The sequence below is a fragment of the Meiothermus rufus DSM 22234 genome (genome assembly GCF_000423425.1).
Classification (GTDB): Bacteria; Deinococcota; Deinococci; order Deinococcales; family Thermaceae; genus Meiothermus; species Meiothermus rufus.
The window spans coordinates 21,634-37,046 of the sequence record NZ_AUHY01000010.1 but is presented as its reverse complement, the minus strand read 5'-3'; the positions used below and the strand labels follow the sequence as shown (position 1 = coordinate 37,046).

12 protein-coding genes, 1 tRNA gene and 1 other RNA gene are annotated in these 15,413 nt (G+C 62.8%); 8 read left to right on the top strand and 6 right to left on the bottom strand.

The features are described from left to right. Positions 1 to 11: 11 nt before the first annotated feature. The 3 genes from G552_RS0102825 to G552_RS0102815 all read right to left on the bottom strand — a co-directional run bounded on the left by G552_RS0102825 (position 12) and on the right by G552_RS0102815 (position 2,579). A complete protein-coding gene (locus tag G552_RS0102825) occupies positions 12 to 1,061 on the bottom strand; it encodes an AAA family ATPase (RefSeq protein ID WP_027881642.1) in 1,050 nt (349 codons plus the stop codon). A 13-nt stretch (positions 1,062 to 1,074) separates the two neighbouring features. Then, a complete protein-coding gene (locus tag G552_RS0102820) occupies positions 1,075 to 1,536 on the bottom strand; it encodes a hypothetical protein (RefSeq protein ID WP_245575093.1) in 462 nt (153 codons plus the stop codon). 68 nt (positions 1,537 to 1,604) lie between these two features. Continuing rightward, entirely contained in the window at positions 1,605 to 2,579 is a 975-nt protein-coding gene (locus G552_RS0102815; RefSeq protein ID WP_027881640.1) for a YpdA family putative bacillithiol disulfide reductase, read from the bottom strand. An 81-nt stretch (positions 2,580 to 2,660) separates the two neighbouring features. On the opposite strand from G552_RS0102815, the gene fumC reads away from it, so the two are divergent. Next, a complete protein-coding gene (gene fumC, locus G552_RS0102810) occupies positions 2,661 to 4,058 on the top strand; it encodes a class II fumarate hydratase (protein WP_027881639.1) in 1,398 nt (465 codons plus the stop codon). 60 nt (positions 4,059 to 4,118) lie between these two features. Then, on the top strand, positions 4,119 to 4,724 hold the full coding sequence (locus G552_RS0102805; RefSeq protein WP_027881638.1) for a superoxide dismutase: 606 nt from the start codon (positions 4,119 to 4,121) through the stop codon (positions 4,722 to 4,724). Positions 4,725 to 4,775: 51 nt separating this feature from the next. Here G552_RS0102805 and G552_RS0102800 read toward each other — a convergent pair. The 3 genes from G552_RS0102800 to G552_RS0102790 all read right to left on the bottom strand — a co-directional run bounded on the left by G552_RS0102800 (position 4,776) and on the right by G552_RS0102790 (position 10,772). After that, positions 4,776 to 4,852: transfer RNA gene (locus G552_RS0102800), tRNA-Ile, on the bottom strand. An 82-nt stretch (positions 4,853 to 4,934) separates the two neighbouring features. Beyond that, positions 4,935 to 9,059 carry an intein-containing adenosylcobalamin-dependent ribonucleoside-diphosphate reductase gene (locus tag G552_RS0102795; RefSeq protein WP_027881637.1) on the bottom strand — a complete coding sequence of 1,375 codons (4,125 nt, stop codon included), beginning with the start codon at positions 9,057 to 9,059 and terminating at the stop codon, positions 4,935 to 4,937. Positions 9,060 to 9,317: 258 nt separating this feature from the next. Further along, positions 9,318 to 10,772, bottom strand: coding sequence for a glycoside hydrolase family 13 protein (locus G552_RS0102790; protein ID WP_027881636.1), 1,455 nt, complete (start codon positions 10,770 to 10,772; stop codon positions 9,318 to 9,320). Positions 10,773 to 10,930: 158 nt separating this feature from the next. Between G552_RS0102790 and gmk the strand changes: the two genes are divergently transcribed. The 6 genes from gmk (at position 10,931) to G552_RS0102765 (ending at position 15,360) form a co-directional block, all read left to right on the top strand. Further along, positions 10,931 to 11,608, top strand: a complete 678-nt coding sequence (gene gmk / locus G552_RS0102785; protein ID WP_027881635.1) for a guanylate kinase — start codon at positions 10,931 to 10,933, stop codon at positions 11,606 to 11,608. Between the two features lie 25 nt (positions 11,609 to 11,633). Then, an RNA gene (rnpB, locus tag G552_RS15795) (RNase P RNA component class A) lies at positions 11,634 to 11,997 on the top strand. Between the two features lie 347 nt (positions 11,998 to 12,344). Beyond that, the gene (gene mraZ / locus G552_RS0102780; protein ID WP_027881634.1) at positions 12,345 to 12,779 is read left to right on the top strand and encodes a division/cell wall cluster transcriptional repressor MraZ; all 435 of its coding nucleotides are present in this window, start codon (positions 12,345 to 12,347) and stop codon (positions 12,777 to 12,779) included. A 57-nt stretch (positions 12,780 to 12,836) separates the two neighbouring features. After that, positions 12,837 to 13,685, top strand: coding sequence for a 16S rRNA (cytosine(1402)-N(4))-methyltransferase RsmH (gene rsmH, locus G552_RS0102775; RefSeq protein ID WP_027881633.1), 849 nt, complete (start codon positions 12,837 to 12,839; stop codon positions 13,683 to 13,685). Further along, complete coding sequence (locus G552_RS0102770; RefSeq protein ID WP_027881632.1) at positions 13,682 to 13,936, top strand: hypothetical protein; 255 nt, start codon at positions 13,682 to 13,684, stop codon at positions 13,934 to 13,936. Before rsmH ends, G552_RS0102770 begins: the two co-directional genes overlap by 4 nt. Beyond that, positions 13,933 to 15,360, top strand: coding sequence for a peptidoglycan D,D-transpeptidase FtsI family protein (locus G552_RS0102765; RefSeq protein WP_051195656.1), 1,428 nt, complete (start codon positions 13,933 to 13,935; stop codon positions 15,358 to 15,360). Before G552_RS0102770 ends, G552_RS0102765 begins: the two co-directional genes overlap by 4 nt. Positions 15,361 to 15,413 lie beyond the last annotated feature (53 nt).

Sequence of the window (15,413 nt, the reverse complement as noted above, 5' to 3'; positions counted from 1 at the left end):
GCCATCCCCAACTAAGCCGAAGGGTTCTCGAGGGCCTGCCGGGTGTCGCGGTAGGGGTCGCCGATGTGTACCTTGGGCAAAGGAGTGGCCGCGATGAGCTTTTGCAAGAGCTCTTCTAGCCGCACCTCGTCGGCCAAGGCCTCGTAGGAGAGAATCAGCCGGTGGCGCAAAACCTCGGGCGCCAGGTCGCGCACATCCTCAGGCAACACATACTCCCGGCCCCGCACGATAGCCAAAGCCTTGGCCCCTACAATCAGGTTCACGCTGCCCCGAGGGCTGGCCCCGTAGCTGATGTACTTCTTGAGCGGGCCCAGCCCCACCTCGCCAGGGTCGCGGGTGGCCCGAACCAGCCGAACGGCGTACTCGGTAACCGCCTGGTGCACGTGCACCTGGTCGGCCATGGCCTGCAAGGCCCGCAGCTCGTCGGCGCTGAGTACCTCTTTAACCGGCTCAAACTGGGAAGAAACCCGCTCCACCACGGTCATCTCTTCGTAGAAAGCAGGGTAGTCCAGCCAAACCTTGAACATGAAGCGGTCTACCTGGGCCTCAGGCAGAAAATAGGTCCCTTCCGACTCAATGGGGTTCTGGGTGGCTAGTACCAGGAAGGGATCGGGCAAGCGAAAGGTCTCGTGGCCGATGGTAACCTGACGCTCCTGCATGGCCTCGAGCAACGCCGACTGAATCTTGGCCGGGGCACGGTTGATTTCGTCGGCCAGAATCAGGTTAGCAAAGATAGGCCCCAGCTCCACCTCGAAGCGGGCCTCCTTGGGGTTATAGATACGGGTGCCCACCAGATCGGCGGGTACCAGGTCGGGGGTGAACTGGATGCGCTTGAAGCTAGCCCCGATGGCCTGGGCCGTGGTGCGGATAGCCAGGGTCTTGGCCAGGCCCGGCACCCCTTCCAGCAGGATGTGGCCCCGGGCCAGCAGGGCCACCAGGATGCGCTCGAGCATCAGATCTTGCCCGACGATGACCTTCTTCACTTCTAGCAAGAGGGTACGCAGTTTGGCTGCGGCTTCCATCACCGTCTGGGGCTCGAGGGAGGGTTTGGATGGTTCCATAGAAGACCTCTTCTCAGATATTCCGGTCTGGGCCGGTTTGGGGAGGCGCTGGGGTCGGGAGGGGTGGGGCCGGGTTGAGGGGGTCGAGGGGGATAAGCTCCGGCGAGCCTTCCGGCATACCTGGTCCGGGCAACGGCCCCCCTGGCCCGGGCAAGGGCTGGCCTGGCCGGTCAAAGCGGAAGAGCTGGCCATCCTGGTAAATCAGGATGGGGCACTCCTCCCCTTGGCCCTGGCCGGGCTGGGGCTGGCCTGGCCCTGGTTGGAGCGGAATTAGCTCGCGGGGGTCGGGGGCGGGCGGCAAAGGCTGCTGAGGGTCGAACTGCACCGGGTGAAGGGTTGGGCCAGAACCAGCCTGGAGCATACCCCCGGGGGGCAACGAGAGCCGGCCCAGCCCAAAGCCCACCCCCAGCGCCACCAAAGCGGTCAGGATCACGCCCCAAACTTTGCCCCAAGGCCCGCCGTTACTTTGTCCCATACTCTACTTTATGACACAATGCTGGGTTCAATCTGAGAATACCCCACCTTCACCCCCGGCTCTCTCATTCAAGCCGGGCAGCCCTGCAAACGCCGGGCTATCTCCCCTACCGCTAGGCGGGCGTGCTCGCGCCCGTTCTCGATAAAAACCGTGCGGGTATCCGAACCATAGCCTGCGCTCCCCGCCACGAACAAACCTCGCAGACTGGTCTCGTAGACCGGGGAAAGCAGCGGTGCATCCCCCTGGTAAGCCACCTGGGCCGCTCTGAGCAGTCCATCGGCGGCCCGGTAGCCGATATGAATAAGCACAAAATCGGCAGGCAGGGTGTGCCAGGCCTGTTCTTGCTCCAGCACCACCGCACGGGGGAGAATTTCCCGCACCTGGGCCTTCAGCAAAAGCTGGATTGAACCCTCCTTCACCCGGTTGTCGAAGTCGGGCTTGAGCCAGTACTTGACCCGGGGGCGAATTTCGGCCTCGTGGTGCACCACGGTCACCCTGGCCCCACCCCGGTAGAGCTCGAGGGCTGCCTCCACCGCGCTATTCGAGCCACCCACCACCACCACCCGCTGCTTCCAGTAGGGCAGGGTCTCGTCTAAGCCGTAGCGCACATGGGGTAAATCCTCACCAGGAACTCCCAGTCGGTTGGGGTTGTCGTAGTAGCCGGTGGCTACCAGCACGAAGCGGCTTTCCAGCTCGCCCTCGCCGTCGCGGTCGCGGTAGGCCACGGTGAACTGGCCGGCCTGGGGCTGAATGCGTAGAACCTCGGTATAGGTGCGGATGTCCAGCGCTTCGTTTTCGGCTACCCGCCGGTAGTACTGCAAGGCCTCACGCCGGGTGGGCTTGGGCCCTAAAGAGGGAAAAGGATGGCCGCCAATCTCGATGTTCTTAGCCTCGCTAAAAAAGACCGTCTCCCTTGGCCAGCGGTAGATGGTGTGCACCACCGTACCCTTTTCCAGCACCACCGCCTTGAGCCCAGCCCGCTTGGCCTCTATAGCCGCCGCCAGGCCCACCGGCCCTGCTCCTACAATCACCAAATCCCACACATTTTTAGCATACCCCCTAGCCCATAAACAAAAGTGTTGCCCTGGTCTCGGCCCGGGCGGCTCCCGTAGAATAACCATGCTATGGGCTACCGAATCGAGACCGACACCATGGGCCAGATGCAGGTGGAAGAAAGCCGCTACTGGGGCGCGCAAACCCAGCGCTCGCTCATCAACTTTCCCATCGGGGTAGAACGCTTCCGCATGCCCCGCGCCATTGTGCGTGCTTTGGGCATCCTGAAAAAGGCCGCCGCCCTAGCCAACGCCGACCTAGGCGAGCTGCCGCGGGAAAAGGCCGAGCTGATCGTGCGAGCCGCTGAGGAGGTCATCGCGGGAAAGCTCGACGAGCATTTTCCCCTGGTGGTCTTTCAGACCGGCAGCGGCACCCAGTCCAACATGAACGCCAACGAGGTCATCGCCAACCGGGCCATTGAGCTGGCGGGAGGGGTGTTGGGCTCCAAAAAACCCATCCACCCCAACGACGATGTCAACCGGGGCCAGTCGTCCAACGACACCTTCCCCACCGCCATGCACATCGCCGTGGTAGAAGAACTGCACCGGCAGCTTTACCCTAACGTGCAGAAGCTACGCGACACCCTGGCGGCCAAGGCAGAAGCCTTCAAAGACATCGTTAAGGTAGGGCGCACCCACCTGCAAGACGCCACCCCCATTACCCTGGGCCAGGAGATCGGAAGCTGGGTGGCCCAGATCGACTATGGCCTCGAGCAAATCCGCCACGCCGAACAGGGCCTCTACGAGCTGGCCATTGGGGGTACCGCCGTGGGCACCGGCCTGAACGCCCATCCCGAGTTCGGCGACCGGGCCGCTGCCTACATCGCCAAAGAGACCAGCTTTCCCTTCATCTCGGCCAAAAACAAGTTTGCTGCCCTGGCCGCCCACGATGCCCTGGTAACCACCAGTGCTGCGCTTCGCACCCTGGCCGGCGCCCTCTTCAAAATGGCCAACGACGTGCGCTGGCTGGCCTCCGGCCCGCGCAACGGCATCGGCGAACTGATCATTCCCGAAAACGAGCCGGGCAGCAGCATTATGCCGGGCAAGGTCAACCCCACCCAGGCCGAGGCCCTGACCATGGTCTGCGTGCAGGTCTACGGCAACGACGCGGCAGTAGCCTTTGCCGGGTCTCAAGGCAACTTCCAGCTCAATGTGTATAAACCGGTTATGGCCTACAACGTGCTCACCAGCATTCAACTTCTGGGCGACGCCTGTTTGGCCTTCAACGACCACTGCGCCGTGGGCATCGAACCCAACCTGCCCCGCATCAAGGAAAACCTGGAGAAAAACCTGATGCTGGTCACCGCGCTCAACCGCCACATCGGCTACGACAAGGCTGCTCAAATCGCCAAGAAGGCCCACAAGGAGGGCACCAGCCTCAAGGAAGCCGCCCTGGCCCTGGGCTACCTGACTGAAGAAGAGTTCGACAAATGGGTGGTGCCCCTGGAGATGACCCGGCCCTCGCTTTGAGTCTTCCATCACAGCGTGCGCCGGATAAAGGAGCGTAGAGTACAGCACGGAGGTGAACGCATGAGTTATCCATTCAAGCTACCCGACCTGCCCTATCCCAAGGATGCCCTCGAGCCCCATATTGACGCCCTGACCATGGAAATCCACCACGGCAAGCACCACGCGGCCTACGTGAACAACCTCAACGCCGCGCTGGAAAAACACCCCGAGCTGCATGGCTGGAGCCTCGAGGAACTCCTGGGCAAAATCGACCAGGTACCCGAGGACATCCGCACGGCAGTGCGCAACAATGGCGGGGGCCACCACAACCACACCCTCTTCTGGGACATCCTCACCCCCGGCGGGGCCAAGGAGCCTAGCGGCAAACTAGCCGAGGCCATCAACGCTACCTTTGGCTCCTTCGAGGAACTCAAGGCCAAGCTGACCCAGGCTGGGGCTACCCGCTTTGGCTCGGGCTGGGCCTGGCTGGTCAAGGACAAAGACGGCAAGCTGCACGTCTACAGCACCGCCAATCAGGACTCCCCCCTAATGGAAGGCCACACCCCCCTGCTGGGCATTGATGTGTGGGAACACGCCTACTACCTCAAGTATCAAAACCGCCGCCCCGACTACCTGGCGGCCATCTGGAACGTGATTAACTGGGACAAAGTGGCCAGCCGATTCTAAAGCAGGTGGCTTGCACAAAGGCCGGGGAATACCCGGCCTGGTTTTTTGCCCTGGTCTGCCGCCTGGGACTCGAACCCAGAACCGCCCGGGTATAAGCCGGGTGCGCTCACCGGTTGCGCCAGCGGCAGTTGCAATCCCCTTGCGGGGCTATGGTTTTGCGACGAAAAGTAACGGGGTGGGGCCTCTACCCCACCCCGCCCCTTGTCCAAGCTAGCCGCACTTGCTATAGCCGCAGCTATAGCACTTCAAACACCCCTCCTCGCGCGCCAGGCTCTCTTCGCCACACTCGGGGCAGCGGCCCAGGCCGGTGGAGGGCCGGAGGGGGGCGGTCATGGCCCGCTGCATGGCCTGGGGCACCACCGGGGCCTGCGGTTCGGTTTGGCTAGCCTGCACCTTGCTGGTGGTCTCCAGGGCCACCGCGATCAGGTCGGCTTTGCTGGTAACGAAGCGGCCCTGGTAGCTACCGTATAGCCCACCATTGATGCCGCGCAGGGTCTTGACCAGCGCTTCGGCGGGCACACCATACTGCAAAGCAATGGAGATAACCCGGCCCAGGGCTTCGCTGTCGGCATTGGCTTCATCGCCAGCTTTGCCCGAGGTGAGGATGACCTCGATGGGATAGTCGCCTTGCATATTGACCGTCACCAGGAAGCTGCGCCGGGTACCGTCGCTGTTGGTGAGCTTGACCATATCGGTATACCCCACCAAACGGCCCGTGCGCTCGAAAACCGGGCGGGCGGTGGGGGCGTCCTGACTGGGGGGTACTTCCAACAAGGCCGGCTGCACCACGGTTTCTTCGCTCTTGTTTTCCTTTTTCTCCTTGCTCACCGAGAGCACCTGGAACTCGCGGCTGCCGTCGCGGTAGACCGTGATGCCCTTGCAGCCCGTGCGGAAGGCCTCGGTATAGGCTGCCTCCACGTCCTCCACAGTGGCTTGGTTGGGCAGGTTGATGGTTTTGGAAAGGGAGTTGGCCGCATAGCCTTCAGCGTCGAAGGCGGTCTGCACCACCCCCTGCATCCGCACGTGATCCAAGGGGGGCACATCGTGGGCCCCTTCAAACACGTTGGCGATGGCCGGAGGGATACCCTCCAACCCCTTCAGGCTACCGTGGTTGGCCTGGATGGCCTCGATGATGGCCTCCCAGTCCCAGGCCCCGTTCTTCTCGAAGCGGCCCGAGGGGGGGTACTGCTGCATCATCTCCACGAACAGAGGGTGCAGCAAAGCCTTGTACTGCCCCCCAATGCGCCGCCACATAAAGGGGGAGTAGACCGGCTCAATGCCGCTGCTGACGCCCATCAGCATGCTGGTGGTGCCTGTAGGGGCCACGGTCAGCACCGCCACATTGCGGCGTGGGCGGATACCCAGGGCCTCGAAAGCCTCGGGGCGTTGCTGGTAGAGGGGAAACACCCCCCGCTCCTGGCCTAGTTGCTCGGAAGCCGCGATGGCCTCTTGGCGCAGCACGCCCATTACCTCGGCCACCACCTGCCGGGCCGCCTCGGAGGAGTAGGGCAGGCCCATCTTGATGAGCATATCGGCCAGGCCCATCACCCCCAGGCCCAGCCGGCGCAGGGTCTGGCTGGCTTGGCGGTTGTCCTCGAGGGCAAAGACATTGACATCCAGCACATCGTCGAGGAAGCGCACCGCCGTACGCACATCCCGGCGGAAGGCTTCGAAGTTGAACTGGCCGTTTTCGACATAGGCCGCCAGGTTCAAAGCCCCCAGGTCGCAAGGCTCGCCCACAGTGAGGGGGATTTCGCCGCAGTTGTGGGCCACCACACCGCCCGCGATCAGGCTATGGGTGACAGGCTCGGTCAGGTCGTACACAGGGGCCACCCCGGCGGGCTCCACCCGGCTTACCGTAACCTCGAAGCGCTGGCGGTAGGCCCCCCGGCTGCGGCTACCGATGAATTCCTCGAGCTTAGCCTGTTTCTCGGGCAGGGCAAAACCGATGACCTCGGCAAAGCGGTCGCGGCTCTCGGCACCGATGATCAGCTCGTACTGCTCGGCCACAGGGTACTCGCGCAGCCCACCCCGACCATCGGGCAGGGCCTTGAGACCCGCCTCCCGGCGGTGGTAGATCCGCCCGAAAATGCCGAAGTTGAGCAGCAGCAGTTGCACGTCCTGGAGCAGCCCAAGGCTCGAGGAGGCCAGCTGCACGGTGCAGCTCCGCTTGGCGTCGTTGCGCTCCACGGTGCCATCGGTGCTGAACAGCCCGCGCAAAAAGCCTACCACCGCCTCGCGGGGCGCGGTGAAGAGGCTTTCCGGAACCCGCTTCTCGCTGGCCCTGACCGATTTGACGCCGAGGGCTGTGAAGAACTCCGCCGGCAGCTTGTTGAAGTGCAGATGATGGGTGTTGGAGGTCGTGGCTTGCAGGGTTCCCTGGCCGAACCAGTCGCGCAGGCTGTCCACCACGATCTGGGCCTGGGCAAGTTCGCGGTTGTTGAAGAAGAAGCCCACCCCGTCCTCGCGCAGGTACCCGTCGCCGATCAGCCAGCCCAGCACCAGGCCCAGGTTCTCGCTCCACTGGGTAGGCATATGGGCGTACTGCTCGCGCACATCAAACCTTCCGCGGGTGCCCTTTCCTCCAGCCACCGCGACCCGCTCGCGCACCACCTTCAGCACGGCAGGCGGCAGGGCCTGCTCCTTGGCCCACAACCCCTCACCGCTCTGCACCAGCAATTTGTCTCCAGGCTTCAGCTGGCCGGCCTCCACGTACCCTTGGGGGGTCAGGAGGGGGTGGTTGGGGGTCAGGGTGAGGGTGAGGCCCTCGCGGGTCTCGAGGCGCACCACCTCCCGCTCCCCGGTATAGAAGGCCTTGGCTGCTTTGCGCACCGTCACCCCGCGCCCAAGCCGGGCCGCACCTACCCCACCCAAAGGCGCGCGGTTGTCGGTAACAAGGTAGAAGCTGCCCTTATCCGTAAGCTGCTCGATGGGCAAAAGACCAAACTCAGTAGCAATGCGGGTACCGCCCACAAAGCAGGGGTTGGTCGAGCGAATCTCGTACTGCTTGCCCAGGTTCTTCAGGGCGGAAAGCTGGTTGACCCGGTCGATGAAGATTAGGCCCGGCTCGCCAGTAGCCCAGGCGTGCCAGGCGATCTCGTGCCAGAGCCAGCGGGCTGGTACCTTGCCCTGGTAGAGGGGGATGGGCCGGGCGCCATCCTGCGGGCGCTCGGGCAGGTCGGGTAACACCCCCTGGTAGGTGCCCGGCAAGGGGTAGGGGTAGTACTTCCCCGGCACCTCGGTAGGCTCGAGGGGCCACAGCCCATCGGCCTGCAACGCGCTCCAGAAGGCATCGCTGACCAGAATGGAGATGTTGAAGGTAGAGATGTCACCTTCGCTGGCCTCGCGGTCGAGGTCCTTGGCGGTGAGGAAGTCCAGCAGGTCGGGGTGGTCGATGGCCAGGGTGGCCATGCCTGCGCCCCTGCGGGTGCCTCCCTGCCTCACCACCCGCAGCACCGGCGCATACACATAGCGCAAAGTGGCCACCGGGCCGGACTTTTCTGCCCCCAGGTTGGCCCATTCCAAAAAGTTATCGAAAATCTCCACCAGGAAGCTCACCGGGCCGCTGCTGGTGCCTCCGCTACCCTTGATTGGGGCTCCCTCAGGGCGCAGGCTGCTGAAGTCTACGTGAGGCTCCTGGCCCTTTATCGCCAAGGCAAGCGCTGCTTTGGCCGCTTCGACAATGCCCCGCATATCGTCGGGCACCGGCAATACATCGCTCGGCTTCTCCCGCACGCTCAACACCCCATGACGGCGGGCCAAAGCGGCCAGCTCGGGCTTCAAAAGGCCGTAGACCACCCGGGTCCAGTTACGCACCGTGATCGGTTCTTTTTCGCCATCGGGGTTGATGGGGGGGCGCATTAGCCCCTGGATGAAGTCTTCTACATCGGGGTGTTCCGCCGATATATAGGCAAAGCCACGCACCGTACGGCGAGGGCCAGCCTGTTTGCGGGAGACATAGGGGTCGAGGTTAACCCCGTTGCCCCCGCCAACCTTGGTGACCAGGGCCAGTTTGGTGGCCACCTCCATCACCCCGTCGAAGCTGCTGGGGTCGTGCTCGGTAGCCCCCTGCACGAAGCAATTCAGCACGTTGCCGTGCTGGGTACCCGCCCCGGCCAGCACCCGTCCCCCCGGGCAAAAGCGCTTGGAGGCCATGAGCTGGTAGAACTGCTCCGCCCAATATTGTTTATCCTGCTCGGATTTTTCCGCCGAGGCCACCCAGGCCGCCACCCGCCGGAACATCCCGCATACGTCCCCATCTCCCGGCTGCATGTACTGGCGCTTGGCGATAGCCTGGGCGTGCTCGTCGAAAACCGCAGGGGTAAAGTGCTGCATAAGCTCCTCCAGAATTTGGCTCAAACCGCCCTCGAGCCCAGTGTGGGCTCAATATATTGAGGGCTCCGGGACAGATACTACTACCTATTGTATGAACTTAGCAAGCCTTCCGGCAATAATGGCCTTTGGTTGGGTAATAACATACTACCTTTTACCCACCCTTCTTTCAAGCCCAACATGTGGGGTGTAACAAGTTGGTAGGCTACCACTCATAGCGGCTTTTCTTAACGGCTCATTCTGCAAAAAACAAAAAAGACGCTACTTCCGGGCCTGCCAAACCGCCAGGGAAAAGGGCTCGAGGAGGCCATCCTCCAGGTTTCCCCCAGCACAGCGGCCTTCCTGCCCTGAAAGCAGGTCAACCGCCCGTTCTCCCCGTGGCCAGACCCCATGCAGGGGGATGTGCACCCGCCAAGGTTCACTGGAAGCGTTGATGGTGACCACCACGCTCTCTTGTTCACCCAGTCGGGCAAAGGCCAGGTGGCTGTCCTGCCCATAGAGGTACTGGTAGCGGCCATAGCGCAAGACTGGCAGGGCGCTACGCAGCGCAGCCATCTTCTGCACGGTTTGCTGCAGGGGCTTATGCCAGCGCGACTCGTCCCAGAGCATACCCCGGCGGTTGTCGGGGTCGTGCCCCCCAGCCATGCCGATCTCCTCGCCGTAGTAGACCGTAGGCGCCCCCGGCAAGGTAAAGAGCATGGCCAGCGCCAAGCGCACCCGCTCGAGGTGGCCTCGCATCAGGCTATAGAGGCGAGGGGTGTCGTGTGAGGTCAGGATATTCATCTGGGCGGTTACAATCTCCCAGTCGTAGCGGCGGAAAAGCTCCTCGAGGCGGTTGTGGCAGGCCAGGGCCCCCAGGGTTTCCAGCCGGCCCAAACCGCTCTGGGCTGCTAGGTCTTTGTCCAGCGCATCGCCCCCCACAAACCCCAAGATGGCCCGGCCCAGCGGGTAGTTCATCACCGCATCAAACTGGTCGCCTTGCAGCCAGCGACTGGCATCGCCCCAGATCTCCCCCACGATATAGGCCTCGGGGTTGCGGGCTTTGACCCGACGGCGAAACTCACGCCAAAAAGCGTCGTCGTCAATCTCGTTGGGCACGTCCAGTCGCCAGCCGTCGATGCCGTACTCGAGCCAGTACTCGGCCACCGAGAGCAGGTACTCACGGCACTCGGGGTTGGCCGTGTTGAACTTGGGCAGCTCGGGGTTATTCCACCAGGCCGCGTAGTTGGGGCTTTTGCTATAGGCTCCCAGAGGAAACTTGTAGACATGAAACCAGTCGCGATAAGGCGAGGCCGCCTCATTCTCCATCAGGTGCTGAAAGGCGAGATGCCCCCGCCCACAGTGGTTGAACACCCCGTCCAACACCACCCGGATACCGCGCCGGTGGGCCTCCTCAATCAACCGAACCAAGGCTGGGTTGCCCCCCAGGATAGGGTCTACCTGGAAGTAGTCGCTGGTGTGGTAGCGGTGGTTGGCCGTCGAAGTGAAGATCGGGCAGAAGTAGATAGCGTTGAAGCCCAGCTCCCGCAGATAGTCTAGCTTTTCGATAACCCCCCAAAGGTTACCTCCTTTGAAGCCGCGCAGGGTAGGGGGCGCCTCCCAGGGCTCAAAGCTACTGGGCACCGGCCTAGGGTGGGCGGTCGGCCCCTGACCGATGCGAAAACGGTCGGGAAAAATCTGGTAGAAAACCGCATCTTTGACCCATTTTGGTGTCATGCAAACTCCTGCTGTTCCAGCGCCCCCTTTGGGGTGCGCAGAAGGTCTACGTTACCAGGGGTTAGTCTAAACCCAAAGCGCCAGATGGAAAGCAAAAAACAACCAGGTGGCTCACCTAGCTTGCCAGGCAGCCCCCTCGAGGATAGGATGCCCCCGTTATGCCGCGTGGGAATTTGTTTGTTATGACCGGGGCTTCAGGAGTGGGCAAGGGCACCATCCGGGGTCGGCTGCTGGAGTATCACCGCATGTACTACTCCATCTCCATGACCACCCGCCCGCCTCGCGTTGGCGAGCGGCACGGGGTGGACTACTACTTCGTAAGCCGGGAGGAGTTTGAAGCTAAGATTGCTCAGCAGGGTTTTTTGGAGTGGGCCCGCTACGTCGATGACTACTACGGCACCCCGCGGGAACCGGTGGAGGAGGCCCTGGCTAAGGGCCAGGACGTCCTCTTGGAAATCGAGGTTCAGGGGGCCTTGCAGGTCAAACGGGCCATGCCCGAAGCGGTGCTGGTCTTTATCATCCCCCCCACCCTCTCCGAGCTACGCCGGCGCCTGCTGGTGCGCGGCACCGACAGCCTGAGCAAGATTCGCAAGCGGCTAGAACGGGCTGTGGAAGAAATCCGCATGGCCCAAGAGTTCAAGTATGTGGTGGTGAACGATCAGCTCGACAAAGCCGTTTCCGACTTCGCCGCCATCATCCAGGCCGAGCGCCTTTTGCAGCCACGCATGGGTGAGGCAGTAGCCCGGGCTCTTTCCACAGACCCTGTGTTGGAAGCCGAGCTCGACGAGCTGGAGCGCAGGCGCCTCGAGGCAGGGGAAAACGGCCAGCCTTTCTAGTGCGTTTCTGCTACAATTGCCTTGGTGGGAAGAGGGCGCAGCCGCTGGTGGCCCCCCACCAGAGGAAAGTCCGGGCAGCACAGGGCAGGATGCCAGCTAACGGCTGGGCGGGGTAACCCGACGGAAAGTGCAACAGAAAGCAGACGGCCGGTGTATCCGGTCAAGGTGAAACGGTGCGGTAAGAGCGCACCAGTCCTCCTGGCAACAGGGGGAGCTAGGCAAACCCCATCTGCTGCAAGTCCCACGTTCCGCGTAAACGGGGCGATACACGAGGGAGAACTGGCCCGGTTCGCAAGTACCCGTGGATGGGACGCTTGAGGTGAGCGGCGACGCTCATCCCAGAGAGATGGCTGCGGAAACAGAACCCGGCTTACGCCTCTTCCCACCTCTTCCCGGATTGCCTTAGGTGCAGTCCGGTCTTTTTTGCTAAGCCTAGATTAAGACCTGCTTTAGGCCCGGCTAGGGCTGAGCGAACAGTAAAAGATAAACACCCCATGCTCAAAAAAGCGAGGATGGCTGAGGATACACCGGCATAAACGCACCTTTGCTTGCCCGAATACCTGGGTGGGTGGGAAACCGTCCCATTTGACCCGGCCTGTGTGGGAAAAAGTGGGAGATAGGTGGGAACTAGTGGTAAAAGGTGGGGAATGTGTGGTACATTGCTGTGCAGAACAGCACCTCCGGTGGGAAACACGCAAAGCGAGCTTTGAGAACCAACCGGTAGAGAGAAAGCGCGATGCCCTACGGTGAATACCAGTATAGCCTCGACGACAAGGGAAGGGTGGTGATCCCACCGCCTTTTCGCGCCTTCATCGAGGACGGTGTGGTGATCACCCGAGGCCTCGAGGGCTGCTTATACCTCTACCCACTGCTGGCCTGGAGCAACATCGAGCGCCAACTGCAAAACGTGCCCCTGATTGACCGGGCAGCCCAGGAGCTGGTTCGGTTTCTCTATTCGGGAGCCCACAAAACCCAGATGGACAACGCCTCGAGGATCACCATCCCGCCCCCCTTGCGCAAATTTGCTGGCCTGGAGGAAAGCAACGAGGCGGTGGTGGCCGGGGCGCCTACCCGGCTAGAGCTGTGGAGTGAACACCGCTGGTGGGCCAATATCACCAAGTTTGTGGAGAACCCCACCACCCCCGAAGCCTTGCGCAATCTGATTGGATGAGCCATGTATGCCACCCAAATGCCTGTTTCTCGCCGTAATTCCGGGGGAGGCCCTCCTATGAAGCATACCCCGGTGCTCTACCAGGAAGCCCTGGACTGGCTGGCTATACGCCCGGGCGGGGTGTATGTGGACGCCACCCTAGGTGGAGCGGGGCACACTCTGGGCATCCTAAAGCGGGGCGGGCGGGTGGTGGCCTTCGACCAAGACCCCCAGGCCATCGCCCGGGCCCAGGGCCTGGGGTTGGCTGATCTCCAGCTGGTCCAGGCCAATTTCCGCGAGCTTTTACCCCAGCTGGCCCGGCTGGGGATAGGCCAGGTGGACGGCATCTTAGCCGACCTCGGGGTCTCCAGTTTCCACCTCGACGACCCGGCCCGAGGCTTCAGCTACCAGCTCGAGGGGCCGTTGGACATGCGCATGGGGGCCCATGGCCCCAACGCTGCCGAGGTCGTCAACACCTTCGATGAGGAAACCCTGGCCGATATCCTCTACCGATACGGCGAGGAACCCCAGGCCCGCCGCATCGCCCGCTATATTGTGGCCCACCGCCCCATTCACACCACCACCCAACTGGCTGAGGTCATTCGGCGGGCCACCGGTTTCCGCCGGGCAGGCCACCCTGCCCGCAAGAGCTTCCAGGCCTTGCGCATCTTCGTCAACGACGAGCTAGGAGCCCTCGAGCAGCTACTACAAGGAGCCGAGGAAGCCCTGCGGCCCGGAGGGCGGCTGGTGGTGATCAGCTTTCACTCGCTGGAAGACCGGTTGGTAAAGCATTTTCTGCGAACCTCAAGCAAGCTAGAGACCCTGGCCAAAAAACCCATCGTGCCCAGCGAGAAGGAGTGGCAGGAAAACCCCAGAGCCCGCAGCGCCAAGATGCGGGTGGCTCAGCGAAGGGAGGAAGCCCGGTGAGGACGGCAGTGAAATGGGGGTTGATGTACTGGGGGCTGCTGCTGGGGCTCACCGCCTTGGGCCACTACAACCAGCAGCTAAACACCCAATTAAGGCAGCTTCAAGCGGCTGAGGCCGACCTTCGTCGTAAAGAGACCCAGCTCCTGCTGGAGCGCTACCGGATGACCTCGCCGCTGGCTCTGAGGGAGTGGGCCGAGGCCAACGGCTATATCCCCATGAGCCTGGCCCGCTGGCAAAGGAGCACCCCATGAAGCGCAGCAGCCCCCCCCTGGCCTCGAGCGCCCCATCCCCCACCCTTCAGCGGGACTGGGCGGTGCTGCTGGCTTTTTTGCTCTTTACCCTGGGCCTGGGGTATGGCCTCTACCTTTTGTGGCACAACGCTCCTAGCCTGGCCTTGCGCACCCCGGCAAACCCTGCGCAACCCCTGCTGCGGGGCCGGCTCGAGGCCGCCGACGGCACCCCCTTAGCCCTCAGCACCCCCGAGGAAACCCGCCTATACCCCTTGGGGCCCTCGGCCAGCCAGCTCATTGGGTTTGGCGAACGGGGCAGCGGTAAGGGGCTGGCCGGCCTCGAGTTCGACCTGGAGCCCTTGCTGGCCCAGGGCCAGAGCCTGCGCCTGACCCTCGACCCACAGGTTCAGGCCATCGCCGAGCGGGCCTTGTGGAAAGGCCTGCAAGCCGCCCAGGCCGACTGGGGGGCCGCCGTGGTGATGGAAAGCCAGACGGGCCGACTGCTGGCCGTAGCCAACGGGCCAGCCTTCGACCCCAGCGCCCCAAGGCGCGACCTCCAGCAGGACCTTAGCTGGCGCAACCATGCTTTCGCCTATGCCCTCGAGCCTGGCTCCACCATCAAGCCCCTCACTGCGGCGGTATTGCTGGAGGAAGGCCAGGCCCGGTTGGACACCAAGGTATACGCTCCCATGAGCCGTCGTGTGGCCGGTTGGACCATCCGCGATATAGTCAAACACCCCGAGACCCTCACCCTGAGCGAGGTGCTCAAATACTCCTCCAACGTGGGGATCACCACCCTGGCTGAGCGCCTTCCCCGGGCTACCCTCTACCGCTTCTTCGAGAAGATGCACTTCATGGATAAAACCCTCCTACCCCCTCTCTCCCAGCAACCCCACGTAGGAGTACAGGTGGCCACCCCCAGGGTGCGCCCTCTGCCGCGCTGGGGGCCAGCCGAGTATGCCAACGCCACCTTCGGCCAGGGCTTTCTGATCACCCCACTGCACCTGGCCGTGGCCTACAACATTCTGGCTGGCGATGGCCTCTACCGCCAGCCGGTCCTGTTTGAGGGCCAGACTGGACAAAGCGCCCCGGTCTTCCGCCCTCAGGTAGCCCGCGACATCCGCTGGGCCTTGCAGGAAGGCTTGGCCGAGAACGCCAAACTGCCCGGCTACAACCTAGCCGGCAAGACCGGCACCGCCCAGGTAGTGGTGGATGGGCGCTATAGCCATAGCGTGTATGCCGCCCTTTTTGCCGGGTTCATTCCGGCCCAGGTTCCCCGGGCCACCGTGGTGGTAGTGCTGTTTCACCCTAAGGGTCCGCGCATCCACGGCTCACAGGTGGCCGCTCCTATCTACCGTGAAATAGCCGCGCAGCTCCTAGCCTTTTGGGGGGTTCCGCCCCAGCTAGACAGCGAAGCGAGCAAGGGTAAACTGGTTAACCGGTGAGTATTTTGAGTATGTTGAGGATTATACACACACTACAGGGTGGCCCGGTAACT